Here is a 19956-nt window from a genome sequence, read left to right as displayed (position 1 = left end):
CACTATCGCCGATGCGCATCGGCGGCGCTTCGCCATTCTTAGCACGTAACGAGCCGCGCCCGCGCACATATTCCCATGCCAAGGCCACACAGCCCACTCGGCGCGCGGGAGGCTACCGGCGCGCTTTGGGCGAGCGCTCAATTGCGGAGTCCGGGCAGGGAGCGAACGCTGATGTTTCGCAACCCCGATCTACGCGACCTCGGCCTCACCCCCTCCCGCATCGTCCTTATGCACCGCCTGAACGAGGGTCCAGAAGAGGACTGCGTAGGGCTTGAGATGAAAGAGATGACGGGACGGGAACTGCAGGCGGCGGACTACCTGACGGGCAGGAAACTCGCCGAGGTCGTGCCCGGCTGGCGGATGTCCTTCTGGTATCGGCTCACGCAACGCGGCCGACAGACGCTGCGGATACTGGCAGCCTTGGGCCTTTGAAGAACTTGCTGATTGCCTCGCCCCTCTCTGGCCCTGGCTGCTCACCGCCGGTCGGGCCATGATCCGGCGCCTGCTCGCCCGCCTGTTCCGGCCGTCTGCCCAGATCCGGCAGGAGGTGACTGTGCTCCTGGCGATGCACGGCACCAGGGATCCATGGCTGGAGGCGCGCGAACGCCGGCGAGCGGCAGAGAAGGATGCGCGCTGGGTCGATGACGGTGTCATCCGCCGCCGCCGCTACTGGAACAGCGTCATGCGGGAGATCGAGCGACAGACGGGCTACCTGCATCAGCCGGACGCGGCGAACGGGACGGGGGACGGTTGAAGCGGACCGCTGTGCTATTGAATGGGCCGATCCCCACTTTCCGCGATCAATGAGAGGGCGTTACGGATATGCCCAAAATCAAGAATCCCTCGACGACGCAGCTTCTGCCGAAGATCTTCGCCATCAACAGATCGATTAGAGGGCTGATGGGCCTCAAGCTCGCTGAGATCGGCCTTTATCCTGGGCAGGACGAGCTGCTCCTGGCACTATCTCCGGAAACGGGAACGAATGTATCGCGTCTGGCTGATAGCCTCCGCATACGCCCCTCGACCGTCTCGAAGATGGTAAGGTATCTTGCGGCTCAAGGCCTCGTAGAGCGCGCCGGAGATCCACACGATGCTCGGCTGACTTTCATCTGCATCACACCTTCCGGCACCGAGATGCAGAGACGCATCAAGGAGGTGTGGCAATCGATAGAACAGGGATTCCGGGAGATGGATGACCGGAACCGGGTGGAACGGGACCTGAGGCTGATTGAGGAGTTCCTGCGCAAACCGCGAAGCAGCTCCTGACCTAAACCGCCCTCTCCCCGTCCTTCCGATCGCCCTGCGCCACGATCCGCAGCACGTCATCCGGCAGCGGCCGCTGCAGCGCCGACGCCTCCGCCCACTTCGCCCGCATCCACGCGTCGATATCGTCCGGCTCCGTCAGGATGACCGGCATCGCCTTCGAGTGGATCGGAGCGACGACGGCGTTCGGCTCGCTGGTGAGGAAGCCGTAGAGGTCGGCGTTGACCTCCCCCTCCTTCACCTTCCGTACGCTGGTCCAGTTCGTCCGGCGAAGACCATCAGGGGTCGGCTCTCGTCGCGGGCGAACCAGTTCGGCACCTTCTTGCCGTCGATCGTGTCGTATTCGCAGAACGAGGTCAGCGGCACGACGCAACGGTGCGCCGGGCCGAGCCAGCGCCGCCAGTGCGGGCTGTTGGTCCGCCGGATGTTCGTCACGCCGGGTCGGTCTTCTTGCCCTCCAGGGCGAATTTCGGCGAGGGCATGCCCCAGCGCGCCATCGTCAGCTCGCGCACCCCGTCCTCGCCGTTCCGGACGACCGGAGCGGTGGTGTCCGGGAAGACGCCCGGCAGCGGCGGCATGTTGCCGGTCCGGTCCCGCATGGCGCGGGTGAACTCGAGGATGGCCGTCTGGCCCTTGGTGATGGAGTAAAGATTGCAGATGTGGACGGCCTCCGGCTTGTAGGATCGTAGCAGAGTATTGACCTGATCGCTTGCTATCAGATGTCGGCCTATTTGCGCAGGGAAGCCCGCTGGCCAAGATGGTGTTCGCTACGCACGTTCCAAGCACATGGAGGACATTCGCTGGTGCTAGCGTAATCTTCGGAAGCCCGCACGTATCGACCGATCGGTCATTCCATCTACAGCGTCCTGCAAGTCCGTGGGCTATCCGCCGAGCAGCCTGCTCGTCGGTGCCGGTCTCGGATCAAGTTGGCGTGTCGACCTCCATTCGGTTGTAAACTCCGCCCGAGACCATCAGTCTCCATGCGATGCGGGCGAACTTGTTGGCCAGCGCTACCGCCACCAGCTTTGGCGGCTTTCGCTCGAGTAGTGAGGCGAGCCATGGCGTAGGTCTGTGACGACCAGCGCGTACGTGTCTCAGCAAGGCCGTTACGCCGACAATCAATGTTGAACGGAGCACGGAGTCCCTGGCTTTTGTAATGCCTCCGTGCCTCTGACGACCGCCCGTCGAATGATCCTTTTGCGTAAGCCCGAGCTAAGCCGCAAAGTCGCGACCGGACCTGAACGTCTCGGGCGGAGGAGCCTTCATGCTCAACATCGTCGAACCGATCGGGCCAACGCCCGAAATCGTTGCAATTCGCCGGCTGATCTCATCCTCACGATGCCACTTCATTAGCTTGGCCTCGATCTCCTTGAGGCGTGCCTCGACCGCGGCGTAGTCCTTGGCCTGGAAGCGGAAGAGATCCCGAGCCATCGCCGGTAGATCGTCATCCTAAAGGACGCGCTTCATGAGTGCATTGACGTTCTGTCGACCCGCAGCCCCGACGATGCCAAACTCCGCTGCATAGCTTCGGAAGGCGTTCGAGAGCTGCGACTTCACGCTGACTAAACGCTCCCGTACTGTCATCAGCATGCAGGCCGCCTGCCGCTCCTTCGACTTCACCGGCACGAAGCGCATGCTCGGCCGAGTGACAGCTTCGCAGAGGGCTTCAGCGTCCGCGGCATCGTTCTTACCGCGCTTCACATAGGGCTTCACGTACTGTGGCGGAATCAGCTTCACCTCGTGGCCGAAGGATCGCAGCAGGCGAGCCCAGTGGTGAGAGCTGCCACATGCCTCGATGGCAACGAGAACCGACGGAAGCCTCTCGAAGAAGCGGATCATCTCAGCGCGCCGGAACTGCCGGCGAACGACCACAACCTCGTTCTGATCGACGCCGTGGAGTTGGAACACCGACATGGAGGTGTCCATGCCAATGCGGATGGGAATATTCACTGGTCTCTCCTCTCAACTGGCTGTGACGCTTGAAAACGTCATTAAGCGCTTGGGTTGAGAGGCCGTCCACACCAGCACATCTCGGCAGCAGAGCACGGCCCACAGCTGCCGTCGAGATGAGCCGGGCTAGCTACAGTTATCAGCCTGGCCGTACGAAAGATGATGGAGAGGCAGAACGGAACAGCAGCTCGGTTCATTCAACATCCGGTCGGTATTTGAACACCCTTTGGTGCTATAGCGATCTCCACACCTTCCCGATTGGACAAACCATGCTCTCGAGTTCGGCTCCTGCCGAAATTCTCATCAAACGACTACGTCGCTCGACGGGCCTGGACGAGCAGGAACTGGCGGACCTGCGAACACTGCCGGCCACGCTCCGTGAGATTAGAAAGAACGAGACGATCAGCTGTGAGGGTGACCGCGTTCATCACTGCGTCCTGATCGTCGACGGCTTCCTTGCCAGGTTCCTAGACACTCGCGAGGGCAAGCGCCAGATCCTTTCCTTCTACGTGCCCGGCGATATTCCGGACCTGCAGTCACTGCATCTGCCAACCATGGATCACAGTCTCGGAAGCATCGCGCCCTCCAAGATCGCGATGATCCCGCACCAAGCGCTTGCAGACGTCAGCGGGCGCAATCCCCGGATCGCCTCGGCCCTTTGGCGGGAGACGCTGATCGACGGATCTGTCACCCGCCGATGGGTGCGCTGCCTCGGCCGACTGAGCGCACGCCAGCGCGTCGCCCACATGCTGTGCGAGCTCTACGTCCGGCTCGACGCAGTCGGGCTGGCGGACCGGCCGATCCGCCTAATGACGCAGCAGGATATCGGAGACGCGATGGGGCTCACCGTCGTGCAGATCAACCGGACCCTCCGCGATCTGCGTAGCGAAGGTCTGATCGCGATCGAGAAGCGACACCTGACGATCGTGCACCGGGAACGCCTGCAGAAGATCGCGGAGTTCGACCCCTTCTATCTCCACCTCGACCCGGAGTCTCGAAGCTAGGCGGCCAAGGACATTCCGTGGCTTTGTCGGGATCGAATGGAGGAGCTGGAGCGTCTACGTGCTGAAGAGGCGAAGTCCCCCGGAAGCTTGCGTGTCCCGCTACTTTTTCGACATCAACGACAACGGTCTCACCGTCCCCGACGAGGACGGCATCGAGTGGCGAGACACGGGACGCGGTGCGAGAAGCCGCGATCGATGCGCTTCCCAAAATGGCCTGCGATGCTTTGCCGGCCGGAGATCACCTAGTGATTAGCATCAGTGTACGTGATCAGGCTAACCAGCCGGTCTTTCACGCGTCGCTGACGCTCGATGCTAGGTGGCAGCAGTAACCAGATCCCGGAACGACAAAAGCCGCCGCCCCGGCGAAGGGACGGCGGCTCTGGCGCGACGGCGATGGGCAGTGGAGTCTAGACGCGCGGGCGGTTTTCCGGATCAATCGGCCGGTTGACCGGGTCCACGTGCGTCGTGCGCTTGCGTCCCGCCAGGCCGGCCAGACCCAAAAGGCCGATAAGTCCAAGCCACCCAAGATCGAAGCCGTCGTCGTCATCGTTCTGGCTGGCATTCGTCATAGGTTGCACAGGGTCGTTGGCGGGCGCAGTGGTCTGAGCGAGAGCGGCAGGGCCGGTCGCGGCGAAAAGGCCAGCGGACAGAGCTGCGGCATAGAGGGGATTGCGTCGCATTTTCGTTTCTCCAGTGATCTATGGAGCTGCAATGGCTGCAGGCTGGGAACGTTCCTGTGAGGTCCTCGTGAACTGCGGTGGTGGCAACAGACTGCGCCGCGAAAAAGCCGATGCACGCCAGCTTCAGCTCGACCTTCTGGCATGAAAACGCGGCTGCGTCCGGCTGCTGCTCGATACTTAAGAGGCCGAACCAGTCGGTTATCAGGCCTTCCCGCGTCGCGGTGACCGACGTAGTAGCCGCTTACGCTAAAGGCATAGCCCTGGGTAACGTCTCGGCATGCCGTAGCTTGAGATCATCGTATCTTAAGCAGTTTCTGACGCAATGGCGGGATGGCGAAGCGTCCCCGTCCCCCGAAGTCGATCGGCCTCCAGCAGGAGCCGGATATTATTGCCCGCGGCAGGACGCTGACGCCGCGCGACCCGCGCCAGCCGCAGCTTCCCTTCGACCCGATGCCGGATCGCATCGAGCCGTGCCTCGCCCTACTGGCAGCCAAGCCGCCCGTGGGGCCTGACTGGGCGTTCGAGATCAAATGGGACGGCTACCGCCTAGCGATCCACGTAGATGGCAGGGGTGCTCGCGTTCTGACCCGAGGCGGCCAGGACTGGACGCATCGCTTCCCCGCCATCGCTAAGGCGGCCGTCGCGCTCGACGCCCCTGCCCTCATCCTGGACGGCGAGGCCGTGGTCCTCGACGACCAAGGGCGCTCGGACTTCGCTGCCCTTCAGCAGGCTCTTGGCGGACGCGGCGGCAAGCGCATCGCCGGCGAGGAGGTGATCTTCTACGCCTTCGACCTCCTCTACTTCGATGGGCACGACCTCTCCGGCATGGCGCTCGTCGAACGTCGTCACCTGCTCGAGGATCTGCTCCGGGATGCGACGGGCACGATACGGCTGTCGGAGGAGGTTCAGGCCGAAGGAGCGGACCTGCTGCGGATCGCCTGCCAGCACGGCCTCGAAGGGATCATCGCAAAGAACCGCGAGGCGCCCTACCGGAGCGGTCGCCGCGGCGACTGGCTGAAGATCAAATGCATCCAAAGCGACAGCTTCGCGGTCATCGGCTACGAGCCCTCGAGCAAGGTGCACGGCGCGATCGCCAGCCTGCTTCTTGCAGCCCATAGCGAGGAAGGCCTCGTGTATGTCGGCTCGGTCGGGACCGGGTTCAAAGGCGATCAGGTCCGCGAGCTAAAGCAACAGCTAGACGCGATGAAGACGGACCGACCGCCTTACGCGCCAAGGGAGCGGAAGCTGGTCTTCTCGCGCCCCGAGCTGGTCGCCGAGATCGAATACCGCGGCTGGACCGGAGACCGAAAGCTCCGCCACGCCTCATTCAAGGGCCTGCGCGAGGTGGCCGACCGCGCTGACGTCTTCGCCTGTCGCCGGCAGGAGCAACCGGATGACGTTTCAACGCAACTAGACGGCCACCGAGATTAAGGCGACGTAGCGGCATCAGAAGCGACAGCGGGAGTGTCTTCCGTGCTAAGAGGGCGGCACCCACCGGAGATATCTGTATGGCCCCCTACTTTTTCGACATCGTCGACAATGGTCTTTTCGTCCACGACGATGAAGGGATTGAGTGCGGATCTCTTGGCGCCGTGCGGGAGGCCGCGATGGATTCGCTGCCGAAGATGGCATGCGACGCATCGACGGAGGGAGATCACCACGTGATCAGCATCAGTGTCCGTGATCAGGCCGATAAGCCCGTGTTCCATGCTTGCCTGACTGTCGATGCCGGCTGGCCGCAGTAAGCTGAAGCCTGAACGCAAAATAGCCGCCGCCCCGGTGAAGGGACGGCGGTTCTGGCATGAGAGTGGCGCGGACTCTGCCTACTTGAAGACGGGCTCTTCGTAGAACGGAGCCGGCTCCTCATATGCCGGGGCAGCCGCGTAGAGCGGTTCCTTGCCCTTGCCGAAGCCGCCGCCGAACTCGTAGCGCAGGCCGGCGCGGACCGCGTGCAGGTTGAAGCCGTGGTCCCGGCCCTGAACGCCGCTAGCGCCGAAGGCGGAATCAACCTGGTCGTAGCCGAAGGCGTCGCCCTCGAAGACGCGGGTGTAGCGGTAGCCGACGTCGAGCTTGAGCTGCTTGGTCAGGTCGACGCTGGCGCCGGCCATCAGGGAGGACGCGAAGCGCCAGCTGTCCTCGCCCTCGTGGTAGCCCATGAAATTGCCCTCCGCGCCGCAGGTCGGGTTGCAGATCTCGTTCTTCATCTTGCCGTAGCCGACATGGGCGAAGCCAAGGCCGGCGCCGATATACGGCGTAATGGAGCCCAATTTCTTCAGGTCCACATAGGCATTCGCCATCGCCGTCCACACATCGGCCGACGTGCTGTCATTGTAGTTGCAACCGAAGCCGACATAGCTGGGGCAGTCGCTGCGGCCATCGATATCGAGGTCGTAGTAGTCGAGCGAGACGTCCGCGCGGAAGTGGTCGGAAAAGCGGTATCCAAGGCCAGCACCTAACGTGTATGACGACTTTGTCTCAAGCTCGTCGAAGTGATAGCGGGAGCCGCGCTCGCCGAAGACGCTGTAGTCACCGCTGGTCTTGCTGCTGAAGAGATATCCCGCGTCGCCGCGGATATACCAGCCCGAGTAGTTTTCCTTGACGGGTTCCTCATAGGCGGGTGCCGAGGGCTCGACGTAAATCGGCTCGATTATATCCGCCGCCCGGGTCGTGCCGGTCATGCACGACAGGACGCCGATCGCGGCGACGGTCGCCATCAGCATCGATTTCATTTCGAATTTTCTCCCCGACTGCATAACGGCCGCGGCGGGAATGCTCACCGCGCTCTTAACGAACAAGGTAAATCGGAATGGTTAATCAATTACCATTTAGCTTACAGGGAACCCCTGCCGTAAGCCTTTACGGATTCCCGCTACAGAAGATGGTAGATTGCTGAATCACTTCAGTCGTGTTCGGTGCGGAGATCACCGTGGCCCGCTACTATTTCGACTCGACGACAACGGCGTTCTCTTTCGCGATGAAGAAGGTGCCGAATGCTACACATCAGCCTCTGCCCGAGAGGCCGCGATAGATGCCTTGCCTATGTGGCCCGAGACGCACTGGCGGGCGAAAATCCCCATGTGATGAGCATCAGCGTCCGCGACGGAACCGACACGCGGATTTTCCGCGCGTCGCTGACACTCCATGTTGGATCTATCAACAGAAGCTATTGTTAGTCGTTCGAGTCGGCAGACACCGGGGATAGGAGACGAGCGACGTCGCCAAAGACCTTGCCGCAAAAATTTCCGCCGCCGAACGCGAGCGGACGGTGTGGGCGGAGGGACGAAAAGCCTTTCGGACCGGCGGCATAGCGGCTCTCAATCCGCACTCACCGCGATCGCCCAATCACACCCTGTGGGCCGAAGGGTTCGAGGCCGAGCGGGAGGCTACGAAGGCGCCGGACTGGTCCGAATAGTTCCACCAGATAATCTCACAACGCAAAAAAACCCGCGCGGGAGACCCGGGCGAGCAAGTTGTGCGAGCTACTGTGAAGATACCGCGCCACTGAGCATTTTGACGCGGGGGGCCCAATTCGTCGATACGTCCTACCCCTTTGCCTGATCTTTTTACCGCCGACCGGATGATGTTCTTCAGGTCGTTCAGATCGTGTGCTGCCGCAGATCCTCCCGCAGCTTCCGCTTGTCGCGATCACAACCATCGACCGAGACGTGGTTCGAGCGGTCATAAATCTGGCGGCTCCCGAAGAGTGCGCCCCGCCGCGTGGAGGCTTTGTGCGGGCGGGACGCCGAGCGCGCTGGTGGGGCCGTGCGTGCGCTCCTCTCCCGTGCGGTTTCCCGCGGGGGCAAGATGAAGCTTAGCGGGTCGAGGTAACACTCAACAACGCCGGCGAGAACGAAAACCTGCTACTCGTTTGAACCGGAGCCCGGCTTTTCTCGCTTATCACGTGCCGAGCGATCTTCGCGCTTCTGCGCTTCTGCATCCTCGTAGCCCATAGCCTTGCCCGCCGCGTCTTTCGCTCCGGTTTTGGCATTGATCTTGGCGTCCCATCCGCCAGGGGATTCGGGCTTCTTTTCGTTCATCTTGAGATCTTCCTATAAGAGACGAAGCAGAACCATCTCGGTTAGCCGCCACCGATCCCCTCCAGTACAACTCCTGTTCCCAAGCAGCGCAAGCAGGGCTCCCCCTGATTTTGGCCGCTACCCCCGCAGGCAGGACAAACGTTCTCACCGCTCCCAGGAGTGCCCGGCGCGGCTTCATCTCCAGGCTTCAGGGGATCTGTTTCATCTTTGGGCAAGTCGCTCATAAGGGTCCTCCCGTTTTCACCCAGAACGATCATCCGTTGGAAATGTTCAACGTCTATGGCTTTAACGCAAAATGCGCCCGCGCCACCCGATGAAGGGCAACGCGGGCGCGGCGGGTCGATGATGGGGGAGAGGCTAGCTCGATCCGTAATACTCCAATCCGCCGAGAGCTTTGATCCATTCGATCACTGGCTGCCCCCCGAGCCGGAGAGAAAGGTCGATGGGCGCTCAAGAGCGTCTGGAGTCGAGGAATTTCACGGCATGCTCGACAGTGACTATTTTCTCAGCTTCGCCATCGGGTATCTCTATTCCAAATTCTTCTTCGAACCTCATAACTAGCTCAACGACCTCAAGGCTGTCAGCGCCAAGGTCATCGGCGATTTCGCTGTTCAATTCGATCTTCGTTTGATCCAAACCGAGATGCTCGGCAACAATGGCTCTTACGCGCTCTTCGGTGTCGCTCATAAAATCCTCGCACGCCTCTGAAGGAGCGTTCCGTAGAAGGCGTGTGGCGCGGAATTGAGGCTTCCTAATCCAGCAGGCAGATGTATGCGCATCCGGCGGGCTCTTCACGCAACCGACCGGAAAATGTTCTGCCGTTAGTCACGGCGCTGATCCTTGCTCATGGACCGGACGATATCCCGAAGGTCATTGAGATCGTGCTCCTGCTGAAGATCCTCGCGGAGCCGGCGCTCGTCGCGATCCCGGTCCAGCCGATCCGCCATCAGCCGCACCGTCTCGTGGAATTTGATGATCGTCTCGTGCAGGTCGCCGATCGCCGAGATAAGCGCGTCCTGGGTGATGCGGTCGGGTTTATCGCCAATTGCCGAGCGGCGTATGTGGTCACGGCCACGACGCACCAGGCGGCCATCGAGCAGTAATCAAACCACCGAATCAATAAAGTCAGATCGATTTCCGCCTCGGTCTTGCCAGTAACGCGGCACAGGCCGCGACAAGCGGGTCGGATCGATCGACTGGCGCGGGGTATTCCAGCTGTTGGGCGATATCCGGCCTCGATTCGCTTCCGGCTGCTATTGGCGTAAGTGGGAAAACTGCTGGACCCTTGTCGACTCCCAGCAGCCCATCCGGCGCCGGGCAAAAACCGGGCTCGGCATCTCCCAAGAATTGCCGCCCGATCAGTAATCAAGCTGATAGCTGACCGGAAGCCAGCGGTAGCCATCACCGCGCCGCTCGACGTAGCCGAGCGATGGAAATGACGTGTGATAGCCCCCCACGGCCAACCTGTCGGTGGCCGCCATGTCGTAGATTTTCTTTCGTGTTGCGGCGCCCTTTGCCTTGTCCTGATCGAATAGCGCATGCCATTCGGGCCGTGCCAGCGACGCGACTTCGTGATGGGCGCAGTCGCCCCAAACGAGCAGGCGCTTGCCCTCGCTCTCGACATGAAAAGCAAGATGACCCGGCGTATGCCCATAGGCTTCAACGGCGACTATGCCGTGTGTCACGTCCTCGCCCGGTTTGACAAAGCTTGTCCGCTCGGCCTGTGGTAAAAGGTGCGTGCGGAACATTAGAGCCGACTTGTGCTCGTTGCTTTCCTTCGGCGCGGAGAGCGCTTCATCCGACTTCCAGAAGCGGTACTCTTCCTCGCCGACGACATAGCGGGCATTGGGAAATGCAGGCCGTCCATCGACGAGAAGGCCACCAATGTGATCCGGGTGGGCATGCGTGACAACGACCACGTCGACCTGATCGGCACTATAGCCAGCGGCCGCCAGCGACTTGACGAGCCAGCCGCCATTGGGCGGTGGTACGAAGCCGTTTTCACCGTTGCCGGCATCGAACAGCACGAGGTCCGTACCTGTGTTGATCAGTGTTGGCGAGAAACCGGGGCGGAACTTATTCTCCGGCAGTAGATTGGCATGCATCAGCTGCTCGACCTCGGCGGCCGGTCGATCTTCGCCGACGATTGGCCAAGGGCCGTCGATCATGGCGCTGGCATCGAGAAGCGTGGTGACCTCGAACGCGCCCAGACGAAAGCGCCGGAAGACAGGCGATGCCGCGCCGCGGATAGGCGCTTTAGCCCAGACGGGCGCCGCTCTTAGTAGAGCCGGCGCGGCGATAAGTGCAGCGGCGGAGATGAGAGCTGTGCGGCGATCAAACCGAAGCGGGCGCGTCGACATGGCTATTCCTCCAAGCACCCGCTTCGAGGCGGGCATCTTTCATGGTTCAATGTGCGGTCCGCCGCGTGGCGGTCTCACTGGAGGTTAGGCATGGGCCAGCCTGCACGCTTGTATGAACGTGCTGCACCAACGCACGCCCCGCTCTGGCATCTCGATGCCGGCCGAACCTGCTTTATCGGCCCGCTGAACTACAACGCACCACATCAGCACGGCGCGCCGGTCTTCCTCGCTGGCCTCTATGGTACGTTTCGCCTTCGGCTGGCTGGCGGCAGTTGGTGCTCTTGCCGAACCGCTGTAATTCCCGCGGGAGTCATGCACGAACTCGACGTTGACGGAGACCCAATTGGCGTCCTCTACATTGAGCCGACAGTGGACGGGCAGAGTGCGCTGGCATCACTCGTCGGCTCGGGCGAGCAAACCGATGGGGCCCTCATCGGACGTGCCGGTGAAACCCTATTGCTACGTGCTTTATGGGAAGATGCTGCAAGCGTCGGCTGGGCCGGAGAAGCGCTGGATGATCTTCTCGGCTTCGCATCGGCGCATGCGCGGCAGCACCCGGACCCAAGGATTTCTTGCGCCATCCACGCCATTGGCAACAGCATGGACCGTCAACTCAGCGTAGAGACGGTCTCTGCGATCGTGGGCCTCTCCCCTCACCGCTTCCAGCATATTTTCACGCAGGAGCTCGGCGTGCCGTTTCGACGCTATCGCTCGTGGATGCGAATGCGTGATGCCATCGCAGCCATCGTGAACGGCATGATTTTCACCCATGCAGCGCACGCCGCGGGCTTTTGCGATCAGGCTCACTTCACCCACAATTTCCGGCGGACCTTCGGGGCGGCACCATCGGTAAGTCTGTCACGCTTAAGAATTTCGGGCAAAAAGAAGAAGTTCAATTGAATGGTGTGGGCATCGATGCGCTCTATGCCTTTCATGATTGAGGGTAGCGCTTGGCGGCATCTCACCTACCTCCGGTTCCCGTAACCAATCAAAGGGGGAGGATCGCCTTTCTGCGGCAGGCGGAGGAGAGAGTGATCGTTCAAATGATCACACACCTGAAGCAGACGGGCTCAGAGCGTTCTAAGATCTTCTTCGTCGGCAGGGGGACCATCGAGGAGGTCTTCGAACCGCTCTGGCCGTGAGTCGTGAGGGGCGGCACATCCCTGCTTCTGCTGGCGCGGCGACAGAACGACGAAGCCCGCCTGCTTTCGCGGACGGGGCTGTTATGTCTTGCGGCTCTTGGAGCCGGATGAGGGCGACGAGGAGTTAAGCTCCCGTGGGAGGCGATGGCGCCGCAACGTCGCCGTCGTCGGCTTCATCGTATTCCGGCGAACGGCCACCCTGAGGCAGCTTGCTCTGTTCCCGCTTCACGTGTTCGGTTTCCGTCTCGCCGGACGGGCTGTCTTCGGTCGCGATCTTCGACCCATCGTCGCGGTACTCGGTCCCGTCCTTCGTCGTTTTGCTGATCTCGGACATCGTATCTTCCTCTTGTTGCAGATGAGGAAGGTCCGGCACGGGTTCCGGTTCCTTTGTGGGGAACGTCGTCCCGCGCTTTGGCCGCGGGAGCATTCGCGGGCGCTCGGCCAACGGACTGATTACAGCGAGCAGCTATTGGCTCGACCAGCTGCGACGATTCATTAACTCAGACTTGAATTAGCGCGGGCCGGCAGCCGAAACCCACAGATCATTTTCAGCGATCTGATATCGATAGCTCTCTGACTTCCTCGATCCGCCGCGCGACACAACTGGAGAGGCAGCCGGACTGCTGAGGCACCCTGTGGTTTGCGGGCACTTTGAAGGAGGGCATCGATGACGACGAACTCTCGACGCGAACTCCGCGCCCTGATCCGCGACCTTTCTCTTGAGGTGAAACAATTGCGAAGGCAGGTACAGCGGATTGAAGCGCTCCCGGATAGCCGGGACCACTACTCATTGGGTGCAATCCGATCGCCGTCCCGGGCTATAGTGACGCCGCCTAGTCTTGCCGCGTCGCACAGGGACTTACTGAAGCGCTAGACGCTCTCCGCACATAAGCACCATGCTACGAGTTCTGGCACTTGGAAGCGCAAGGCATGCTCGCGCTGGTACGCGTGCAGCGTCCTCCACCTAGGTCTTGTCTTGCTTGATTGACTCCCCCCGAGTGCTGGCAGATTGTTCTCGTGCCCATGGGAGGGGCTACTATGGCGAAACCATCGAAGAACGAGCAGACCAGCGAGAAGGCTGGTAAGGCCGCATCCAAAGTCCTGAAGAACAAGGTTCGTCGAAGGACGAAAAGACCGCGGCAGGGTCCGCTCTCACTCAGCGTCCGCCCAAGAAGAAGTAATTCAGCGGTTCCACGGGCATGCAGCAGCCGTCACCGGCCGAGCTCGTGCTGAAGCCCCGATTTAGGGCTCCTCTTGCCCCTGCCGTAGTCCCGATGGTCCCCTGCAACAAGTAATGCGGAGGAATGGCACCGGTGTGCAGAGACCTCTTAGTACTGTCCGGGTTGCGTCGTGCGATGCAGATCCTCGGCCTGACCTTGCTCGCCGGAGGCACACCGGCATTCTCTTCCGCTCAGGCCGCCTCCCCTGTTCCCGGTGAGGAGCATTGCGTAGTGAACGTCGCTTCGATGACGTGCTGAACCTTCGCGGCGGCCCAGGAACTTCGGCGGACGTGCTGACGGGAAAAAAGTACGGCACCTGCGGTATTATCGTGACGGACGCCTGCAAGGGCAGTTGGTGCCCGGTGGATGACGGCCACTACCAGGGCTGGGTGAGCGGACGCTTCATCGCAAAGGTTTCCCCTGCCCGCTACTGCGTTACAGGCGTCCCCCCCCGGCGATACCTTGAACCTCCGCGCGTATCCATCAGCGCAAAGCCGGGTGGTGCATCGGCTCGTTCGGAACCAATGCTCCACTGCCTTCCTGCCCTATGCGACGGGCGGGTGGCAGAAGATTCGCGTCGAGGGATGGGAAGGCTGGGTTAACGGGCGGTATTTAAGCGGGCAGTGAAAGGCCGGCGTCGGTGCGGGATCGAACCAGCGATTTTAGAAAAGCCCGACTGCAAGATGAGCCCATATCGCCAATGTGATCGCGAGAACGACCCCGGCCAGGAGAACCCGCGGCAGGAGGCCGGGCATAGATTCGAAGACAACGACCAGGGAGACGCCGGCGCCGCCCAAAAGCGCTGCTGCCGCTGCGAAATCTTCCAAACCCCAGTTCATGACGGTAACGCTCCTACCAGCGGCGAATTGTCGGCCGCGAGAGCAGCGGTACTATGCTTCTTTACCGCGGCAACGCGTTGAGTTCTAAGAGCCGCTTAGCTGGAAAAGGACTCAACATGGCCGCATCGCCCGGGCGACAGCATTTTGTCGACACGAACAATCAGAAGATCATCGTGGTGGTCCAGATGATCACCCACCTGAAGCAGGCAGGCCCGGAACGGACCGAACTCTTCTTCGTCGGCGGAAACAGCGTCGTCGCGCAGGGGGCCATCGAGGAGGTCTTCAGACGGCTCTGGCCGTGAGCCGCGAGGGGCGGCACATCCCAGCTTCTGCTGGCGCTGCGATCGGCGCACGAAGCCCCGCGTGCTTTTGCGGACGGGGCTCTGATCCTCTGCGGCTCTTGGAGCCCGATGAGTGCGACGAGCGGTTAAGCTCCTGTGGGCGTCTCCGGGAAGTCGCCCTTTGTTCGGCAACTGCGAAGCTTGTAGGAGATGGCTGGAGGGCCATCTGGCGCTCATAGCGCCGTTCGTGAGAGGCAGAGCACCTCTCTGTTCATTCAGTTAGCACACCATCTCGATGTTGTTGCCATCAGGATCAAGGACGAAGGAAGCGCAGTAGGACGAATGACATCGAGCGCGGATGCCGGGCCGACCGTTGTCCCGGCCGCCGGCGCACATGGCCGCCGCGTAGAAGGCGTATAGGTTCGTCAGACAAGTCCGGCATGTGGAACTTAGGCCTGCACCCACTTGGAGACTATCTGTCCTAGGTTCTCGTTGCCCTCACTCGCTTTCCGCAGCCTCACGTGTCCGGACAGCGGAAGCACGCCGTCGCCCCCCATCGGAACGAGGTATGGCTTGAACAGGTGCGAAACCTGATTGAGGCCCCAGTCCAGATGTCCGGCGTCCAGTTCGTCGATTCCCTCCTGAAGGTTGAGATAGACGGCCCAGTAGGTCGAGACCATCCAAACGTTCGCGAGCAGCGGCTCGATGTCGTCCTTAGGCACGTTGACGATCTGGTCCTCGATCATGCGCCGCAGGAGCGCTTCGACGTCGCCGCGCATCCGGACGCTAATTTTCCTGATCGGGGTGGCCAGCGACGGCATGGTCCCTGCTAGCGCGAGAAGATCGCGAAACAGGAAGCGGTATGCCCAGACCAGCCGGAACAAATCGCTCAGAAGATCCCCGTAGGTTTGCGCTTCACCCGCACCGCCACCGAGTGCCCTGGCTGCAAAGGTTTCTGCATCAGCCTCGAAGCGTGCGAACAGCGCCAAAACCAAGCTCTCCTTTGTGCGGAAGTGATAATAGAGGTTGCCCTCGTTGATCCCGACCGTCCGGGCGATCTCCGCCGTGGTGACACGGTCCGGCCCCCGTTCGTTGAAGAGCCCGAGCGTTGCTTCGAGGACCCTTGCCCGTGTCCCGCCGCGCGTCCGTAGCCTGTCGTGTTTTCCCGTCGTAATCATGAGCGGCCCGGCCGAAACATTTTGAGGTGCTCACCCTAATTCCGCCGAATAAAGGTATGCACCTTACGTCTCATGTTCGAGCCTCGCTTGCAAACTGGGACTCCCATGTCATTGACCGCGCTTCCTCGACCAAGCCTTTCCTACCTCGGTTCACTGGGAGCTGCGGCGTCTACGGTGCGCGCCTTGACGGCCATTGTCCGGAACCCGCTCGAGGCTCTTCCTCCTGAGATCTACCGCGAGCCGATTGTCGTTTCCCGCATGGCGGGGGCGCCACGGATCTACCTGTCCGATCCCGTGCTTATCCACGAAGTGCTGGTCAAGAACGCCAACGCCCTCGGCAAGGGCGAAGAAGTGCGGCGCGCCCTCGGGCCGGCGCTGGGAAAGGGCCTGCTGACGGCCGATGGCGCTCATTGGAAATGGCAGCGGCAGTCCGTCGCGCACGCGTTCCGGCACGAGAAGTTGCGGGCCCTCCAGCCGGCGATGATCGCGGCGGCTGAGGACACCGGACAGCGTTGGCGGGTGCAAGGGACAACAACCGTCGATATCGGCCACGAGATGATGCGCACGACCTTCGACATCATCGTGGAGACGATGATGTCGGGTGGCGCGGGGATCGACGTGGGTCGGGTCGAGCAGGGCATCACCGATTATCTCAAGCCAAGCGGGTGGACATTCGCCCTTAGTGTCCTTGGTGCCCCGGACTGGATCCCCTACCCGGGCCGACGGAAGGCCAGCGCCGCGGTCGCCTTTCTGCGCTCCAGCCTGCACGCCATCATCGCCGATCGGCGCGAGGGCGTTGATCAGAGGCAGGACCTTGTCGCCATGCTGCTCGCCGCTGCGGATCCGGAAACGGGGCGCACGATGACCGGCGAGGAGATCGTCGACAACTTGATGACATTCATCACGGCGGGGCACGAGACCACGGCGCTCGGGCTCGCGTGGACCTTCCATCTCCTGGCGCTCCATCCGGCAGTCGAGACAAGGGTCCTCGAAGAGATCGTCACTGTGACGGGCGGCCAAGCGGTCGCGGCGGAACACATCGCCAAGCTCGCCTTCACCCGTCAGGTGTTCGCTGAGGCCATGCGGCTCTATCCCCCGGCGCCCATCATTACCCGAACGGTGATCCGGGACTTTGTCCTCGGGGAGCACTCGGTTGCCGCAGGGACCATCATCTACGTGCCGATCCACGCGGTCCACCATCACCCAGCCCTGTGGGACAGCCCGGAAGCATTCGATCCCGATCGCTTTGCCCCGGAGGCCAGCAAGGCTCGGCATCGCTACGCCTACATGCCGTTCGGTGGGGGGCCGCGTGTCTGCATCGGCAACGCTTTTGCCGTGATGGAGGCCGTTGCCGTGCTTGCGGTGCTCCTCTCGGCCTTCAGGGTTTCTGCCGCGTCGGCGAGCCCTCCGCAGCCGATCATGAAGGTCACGCTGCGTCCGAAGGAGAGCCTCGTGATGAGGGTCGAACAACGGCATGTCTAAGCCTCCGCCAACCCGCGTGCCCGTTGACGGGTGCGGGAAGAATGACTGTTGATATGCTCATCCGGTATGACTCTTGGCATCGTCGAAAGGTACCGGGATCACCCCGGCATCAGCTAGCAAAATCCACCAGATGAAGACGGCGTGTCCCAGGGCGAGTCAACGCCGTGTGCCAGCGGTTGTCTTCTTGGCGAGTTCGTGCGCATCGCGGCTCCTGAAACCCATTACGATAGGCGACCTCCCCTTTCGGCCGCCCCGAATGGATCTGACCGGCCCGCGATTGGCATAGGCGGGCGGATATCGACCGCAACCCCACCCTTCAAGGCCTCCGCAAGTTCGGGGCTTTGAAGGGGATCAGTGAGGCAGCGCGAGAGTGTTTAATAAAATTCAGAATCTGATGCGGCCGCCAGCAGGCCTGGAGTTTGACTTCAGCAATCCGGCAGGCGAGCCGGCGCTGGCACCGGTGGATGGCGTCACCTGGCGAGGGTTCGCCAATCCGATCTCGCGGTTCATCGGCGGAGTCGCAGCGGCGCTGCTTGAACTGGCTGAACCCTCAGTGCGTACGGGCGTATGGGATCACAGCAGCTTCCAGAACGATTCAGGAATGCGGCTGCGTCGTACGGGTGTCGCGGCGATGATGACGGTCTATGGCCCACGTTCGGAGGCCGAGACGCTGATCGCGCGGGTCGTCAGGATGCATGGCCATGTTCAGGGCACCACGCCCGGCGGCGCGAGATCAAACGCCACTCCGGCTACAGCCATCAGCCGGAGACGGCCCACGCGATACCCTGGACACAGCTGACGAGGAGCGGCGCAAGCGAAGAAGGCCGCGGCGGTAGAGCGGCGCAAGCGAAGAAGGCCGCGGCGGTAGAGCGCCGCAAACGAGCGCCTTAGACCGCCGCAACACCGTCCTTCCGCTCTCCGTGCGCTACAATCCGCAGGACATCATCTGGCAGTAGCCGCTGTGGCGCTCCTGCCTCCGCCCGATGCGATTGCCGCGTCTCAATTCCGGCCACGCGCGGAGAGCAAGCTGATTAGAGCGAAGTGTCAGGCGGAAAGGTGACAATGGTTTTCGGACGGTTAGCGTCCCGCCTTCTTCCGATGAGACTGAACGAGCGTGGTCTTCAGACCCGAGATGCCGAACTGTTCGTCCAGCCTCTCCCACTCGAGAAATTCCTCTCGCGAAATCCTGTAGCGGTCGAAAACGATTTCCGGCGTCACATGACCTCTGGCCACGGCGTCAACGATCTGAGCCTTTCGCCGAGGCGTCCACCTTTTCACGTGCGGTGAAGGCAGAAGTTCGCGCATGCGGGCCCCCGCGACTAAGTCGACCGTAAAATTTATCGACTAGTTTTAGGCTTTATTGCGGCCCGACATGGACTGTAGCGTCCCTCCAAAGAGGTATCCGTGCTTACTTTTGTAATGTCGTCAGAGCGCTCGCCCACGTTCACTCCGTCTCAAAATTGCGCAGTCAGGAACAAAAGAGGCCTCGGCCTTTCGCTCTCCTCGGGCTACGATCCGCAGCACGTTGTTATCACGCTGGGGTCGTCGGCACCGTAGCGAGACTACGGGCGAGCGGCTGATCGGCTATCACCAAGTGCCGTTCCACTGCCGCGGCGATCGCCTCCGCCATCTTTTCCCGAGCGATGTCCTGATCCTGCCAGGACGGACGCGGCCGCTTCTGTGCGCAGTGCGCTGCCGCGTCTCTGGCGGCACTGCGGCGAGGGCGAGCTTGATGACGGTCCGGAGCTGGCGGGCTGGGTGCGACTGGGATCCTCGTCAAGTATCAGGGGCAAAGCTCTGCCGTACTACCCCACATCTCTCCACCGCCTTCTCGTCGTCAATCCCTGGATTATCCGCTGCCAAGCAGCTTCCGGGCGCTACTCGCTGGACGCACAGAACCAAGGGCTGGCCGAAACCGCTGACTCACCACACCCACCGGCCGCCAAGCTGAACATCAGCTAAACGGCGCGTTCCGAAGCTGTTCGGTTCGGGTGTGGACTACTCCTCGAAGAACCAGCGAGTTTGGGATCTACGATGAGGCGCACATGAAGAAGATGTTGCCGCTCGACATGAACATGCCTGCCACATGAATTGGAGACTGCAGGATGGGTCAGAAGAGGACTCCCCGGGTTGTCAGCATGATTGCAGGGGCGCTGGCATTCATGGCCTTCTCCGTCTGTATTTTGGCGACCATGGCGGCTTACCTTGTAGTCGGACCGCACCCCGATATATCTCTTGCTCCCGGCGCTGACGGTGGTGGGCTGGAAGCTTCCTGGGTCGAGTGAAGGGTCCCCCGGCAGTCAGAGGGCGAAGGGAGGATTTCCCGCAATGCCACTCGCTTAACCTTCAGCGGCTTGGCCAAAAGCGGCTGCCGGACTAGATCCGGTTCATGCCCACGCGACGATCCTGCACCCCCTCCGAATGGCTGCAGAGGTGTCGATCCCTGCCAAGCATGCGGGACATCTGCAGTACGTCATCCGCCCCTTCCGCCAGCTTCGCGCAATCGCGCGCGACTACCTG

Annotated in this window: 21 protein-coding genes and 4 pseudogenes; 14 read left to right on the top strand and 11 right to left on the bottom strand. The window is 61.7% G+C overall.

Annotated features, from left to right (window positions below; all coding sequences use genetic code 11):
* The first annotated feature begins 171 nt into the window (after positions 1-171).
* From GGR03_RS18615 to GGR03_RS18605, 3 genes are all read left to right on the top strand, one after another.
* Complete coding sequence (locus GGR03_RS18615) at positions 172-432, top strand: hypothetical protein (protein WP_183210274.1); 261 nt, start codon at positions 172-174, stop codon at positions 430-432.
* A 58-nt stretch (positions 433-490) separates the two neighbouring features.
* Positions 491-754, top strand: coding sequence for a hypothetical protein (locus tag GGR03_RS18610; protein WP_183210273.1), 264 nt, complete (start codon positions 491-493; stop codon positions 752-754).
* Between the two features lie 68 nt (positions 755-822).
* Positions 823-1266, top strand: a complete 444-nt coding sequence (locus GGR03_RS18605; RefSeq protein WP_183210272.1) for a MarR family winged helix-turn-helix transcriptional regulator — start codon at positions 823-825, stop codon at positions 1264-1266.
* Position 1267: 1 nt separating this feature from the next.
* Here the strand turns inward: GGR03_RS18605 and GGR03_RS18600 are convergent.
* Both GGR03_RS18600 and GGR03_RS18595 read right to left on the bottom strand, forming a co-directional pair.
* Positions 1268-1922 (bottom strand): annotated as a pseudogene (locus GGR03_RS18600) (SOS response-associated peptidase).
* 262 nt (positions 1923-2184) lie between these two features.
* A pseudogene (locus tag GGR03_RS18595) lies at positions 2185-3189 on the bottom strand (IS110 family RNA-guided transposase).
* A 293-nt stretch (positions 3190-3482) separates the two neighbouring features.
* Here GGR03_RS18595 and GGR03_RS18590 point away from each other — a divergent pair.
* Together GGR03_RS18590 and GGR03_RS24935 are read left to right on the top strand one after the other, a co-directional pair.
* Entirely contained in the window at positions 3483-4217 is a 735-nt protein-coding gene (locus tag GGR03_RS18590) for a Crp/Fnr family transcriptional regulator (protein ID WP_183210271.1), read from the top strand.
* Positions 4218-4393: 176 nt separating this feature from the next.
* Positions 4394-4546, top strand: coding sequence for a DUF6894 family protein (locus GGR03_RS24935; protein WP_425486723.1), 153 nt, complete (start codon positions 4394-4396; stop codon positions 4544-4546).
* A gap of 78 nt (positions 4547-4624) precedes the next feature.
* Here the strand turns inward: GGR03_RS24935 and GGR03_RS24800 are convergent, their stop codons facing one another.
* Positions 4625-4897, bottom strand: a complete 273-nt coding sequence (locus tag GGR03_RS24800; protein WP_183210270.1) for a WGxxGxxG family protein — start codon at positions 4895-4897, stop codon at positions 4625-4627.
* Positions 4898-5227: 330 nt separating this feature from the next.
* Here GGR03_RS24800 and ligD point away from each other — a divergent pair, with 330 nt between their 5' ends.
* Complete coding sequence (gene ligD / locus GGR03_RS18580) at positions 5228-6328, top strand: non-homologous end-joining DNA ligase (RefSeq protein ID WP_183210269.1); 1101 nt, start codon at positions 5228-5230, stop codon at positions 6326-6328.
* Between the two features lie 77 nt (positions 6329-6405).
* Entirely contained in the window at positions 6406-6642 is a 237-nt protein-coding gene (locus tag GGR03_RS18575) for a DUF6894 family protein (RefSeq protein WP_183210268.1), read from the top strand.
* A gap of 78 nt (positions 6643-6720) precedes the next feature.
* Here GGR03_RS18575 and GGR03_RS18570 read toward each other — a convergent pair whose 3' ends face one another.
* From GGR03_RS18570 to GGR03_RS18560, 3 genes are all read right to left on the bottom strand, one after another.
* On the bottom strand, positions 6721-7611 hold the full coding sequence (locus GGR03_RS18570) for an outer membrane protein (protein WP_425486728.1): 891 nt from the start codon (positions 7609-7611) through the stop codon (positions 6721-6723).
* 1146 nt (positions 7612-8757) lie between these two features.
* Entirely contained in the window at positions 8758-8934 is a 177-nt protein-coding gene (locus tag GGR03_RS18565) for a hypothetical protein (protein WP_183210266.1), read from the bottom strand.
* A gap of 450 nt (positions 8935-9384) precedes the next feature.
* A complete protein-coding gene (locus tag GGR03_RS18560; protein WP_183210265.1) occupies positions 9385-9621 on the bottom strand; it encodes an acyl carrier protein in 237 nt (78 codons plus the stop codon).
* Between the two features lie 80 nt (positions 9622-9701).
* Between GGR03_RS18560 and GGR03_RS18555 the strand changes: the two genes are divergently transcribed.
* Complete coding sequence (locus GGR03_RS18555; protein ID WP_183210264.1) at positions 9702-10037, top strand: hypothetical protein; 336 nt, start codon at positions 9702-9704, stop codon at positions 10035-10037.
* A 255-nt stretch (positions 10038-10292) separates the two neighbouring features.
* Here GGR03_RS18555 and GGR03_RS18550 read toward each other — a convergent pair whose 3' ends face one another.
* Complete coding sequence (locus GGR03_RS18550; protein WP_183210263.1) at positions 10293-11294, bottom strand: MBL fold metallo-hydrolase; 1002 nt, start codon at positions 11292-11294, stop codon at positions 10293-10295.
* 90 nt (positions 11295-11384) lie between these two features.
* Between GGR03_RS18550 and GGR03_RS18545 the strand changes: the two genes are divergently transcribed.
* A complete protein-coding gene (locus GGR03_RS18545; protein WP_183210262.1) occupies positions 11385-12194 on the top strand; it encodes a helix-turn-helix domain-containing protein in 810 nt (269 codons plus the stop codon).
* Between the two features lie 366 nt (positions 12195-12560).
* On the opposite strand, the gene GGR03_RS18540 is transcribed toward GGR03_RS18545, so the two are convergent.
* A complete protein-coding gene (locus GGR03_RS18540) occupies positions 12561-12770 on the bottom strand; it encodes a hypothetical protein (RefSeq protein ID WP_183210261.1) in 210 nt (69 codons plus the stop codon).
* Positions 12771-13907: 1137 nt separating this feature from the next.
* On the opposite strand from GGR03_RS18540, the pseudogene GGR03_RS25000 reads away from it, so the two are divergent.
* The 3 genes and pseudogenes from GGR03_RS25000 to GGR03_RS18530 all read left to right on the top strand — a co-directional run.
* A pseudogene (locus tag GGR03_RS25000) lies at positions 13908-14051 on the top strand (SH3 domain-containing protein); the annotation flags it as partial.
* Positions 14052-14118: 67 nt separating this feature from the next.
* A complete protein-coding gene (locus GGR03_RS24995) occupies positions 14119-14283 on the top strand; it encodes an SH3 domain-containing protein (RefSeq protein ID WP_484463083.1) in 165 nt (54 codons plus the stop codon).
* Between the two features lie 328 nt (positions 14284-14611).
* Positions 14612-14797: a hypothetical protein gene (locus GGR03_RS18530; RefSeq protein ID WP_183210259.1), complete on the top strand. Its 186-nt coding sequence runs from the start codon at positions 14612-14614 to the stop codon at positions 14795-14797.
* Between the two features lie 258 nt (positions 14798-15055).
* Here GGR03_RS18530 and GGR03_RS24410 read toward each other — a convergent pair.
* A pseudogene (locus tag GGR03_RS24410) lies at positions 15056-15187 on the bottom strand (VOC family protein); the annotation flags it as partial.
* A 38-nt stretch (positions 15188-15225) separates the two neighbouring features.
* Positions 15226-15954, bottom strand: a complete 729-nt coding sequence (locus GGR03_RS18525) for a TetR/AcrR family transcriptional regulator (protein WP_183210258.1) — start codon at positions 15952-15954, stop codon at positions 15226-15228.
* 105 nt (positions 15955-16059) lie between these two features.
* Between GGR03_RS18525 and GGR03_RS18520 the strand changes: the two genes are divergently transcribed.
* Positions 16060-17436 carry a cytochrome P450 gene (locus GGR03_RS18520; protein WP_183210617.1) on the top strand — a complete coding sequence of 459 codons (1377 nt, stop codon included), beginning with the start codon at positions 16060-16062 and terminating at the stop codon, positions 17434-17436.
* Positions 17437-17806: 370 nt separating this feature from the next.
* Positions 17807-18235, top strand: coding sequence for an oxygenase MpaB family protein (locus GGR03_RS18515; protein WP_252920300.1), 429 nt, complete (start codon positions 17807-17809; stop codon positions 18233-18235).
* 278 nt (positions 18236-18513) lie between these two features.
* Here the strand turns inward: GGR03_RS18515 and GGR03_RS24925 are convergent, their stop codons facing one another.
* Positions 18514-18741: a DUF1153 domain-containing protein gene (locus GGR03_RS24925; protein ID WP_183210257.1), complete on the bottom strand. Its 228-nt coding sequence runs from the start codon at positions 18739-18741 to the stop codon at positions 18514-18516.
* Positions 18742-19956: the final 1215 nt, after the last annotated feature.

The sequence above is a fragment of the Aurantimonas endophytica genome (assembly GCF_014196845.1).
GTDB classification, from domain to species: domain Bacteria; phylum Pseudomonadota; class Alphaproteobacteria; order Rhizobiales; family Rhizobiaceae; genus Aurantimonas; species Aurantimonas endophytica.
This window is presented reverse-complemented; position numbering and strand designations above follow the sequence as displayed.

Coding starts and splice junctions, on each gene's coding strand:
- GGR03_RS18590 (WP_183210271.1), top strand. CDS start 3,483: ATGCTCTCGAGTTCGGCTCCTGCCGAAATTCTCATCAAACGACTACGT.
- GGR03_RS18570 (WP_425486728.1), bottom strand. CDS start 7,611: ATGGCGACCGTCGCCGCGATCGGCGTCCTGTCGTGCATGACCGGCACG.
- GGR03_RS18565 (WP_183210266.1), bottom strand. CDS start 8,934: ATGAACGAAAAGAAGCCCGAATCCCCTGGCGGATGGGACGCCAAGATC.
- GGR03_RS18575 (WP_183210268.1), top strand. CDS start 6,406: ATGGCCCCCTACTTTTTCGACATCGTCGACAATGGTCTTTTCGTCCAC.
- GGR03_RS18615 (WP_183210274.1), top strand. CDS start 172: ATGTTTCGCAACCCCGATCTACGCGACCTCGGCCTCACCCCCTCCCGC.
- GGR03_RS18520 (WP_183210617.1), top strand. CDS start 16,060: ATGTCATTGACCGCGCTTCCTCGACCAAGCCTTTCCTACCTCGGTTCA.
- GGR03_RS18545 (WP_183210262.1), top strand. CDS start 11,385: ATGGGCCAGCCTGCACGCTTGTATGAACGTGCTGCACCAACGCACGCC.
- GGR03_RS18525 (WP_183210258.1), bottom strand. CDS start 15,954: ATGATTACGACGGGAAAACACGACAGGCTACGGACGCGCGGCGGGACA.
- GGR03_RS18605 (WP_183210272.1), top strand. CDS start 823: ATGCCCAAAATCAAGAATCCCTCGACGACGCAGCTTCTGCCGAAGATC.
- GGR03_RS18560 (WP_183210265.1), bottom strand. CDS start 9,621: ATGAGCGACACCGAAGAGCGCGTAAGAGCCATTGTTGCCGAGCATCTC.
- GGR03_RS18540 (WP_183210261.1), bottom strand. CDS start 12,770: ATGTCCGAGATCAGCAAAACGACGAAGGACGGGACCGAGTACCGCGAC.
- GGR03_RS18530 (WP_183210259.1), top strand. CDS start 14,612: ATGGCCGCATCGCCCGGGCGACAGCATTTTGTCGACACGAACAATCAG.
- GGR03_RS24800 (WP_183210270.1), bottom strand. CDS start 4,897: ATGCGACGCAATCCCCTCTATGCCGCAGCTCTGTCCGCTGGCCTTTTC.
- GGR03_RS18555 (WP_183210264.1), top strand. CDS start 9,702: ATGTATGCGCATCCGGCGGGCTCTTCACGCAACCGACCGGAAAATGTT.
- GGR03_RS18550 (WP_183210263.1), bottom strand. CDS start 11,294: ATGTCGACGCGCCCGCTTCGGTTTGATCGCCGCACAGCTCTCATCTCC.
- GGR03_RS24925 (WP_183210257.1), bottom strand. CDS start 18,741: ATGCGCGAACTTCTGCCTTCACCGCACGTGAAAAGGTGGACGCCTCGG.
- GGR03_RS18610 (WP_183210273.1), top strand. CDS start 491: ATGATCCGGCGCCTGCTCGCCCGCCTGTTCCGGCCGTCTGCCCAGATC.
- ligD (WP_183210269.1), top strand. CDS start 5,228: ATGGCGAAGCGTCCCCGTCCCCCGAAGTCGATCGGCCTCCAGCAGGAG.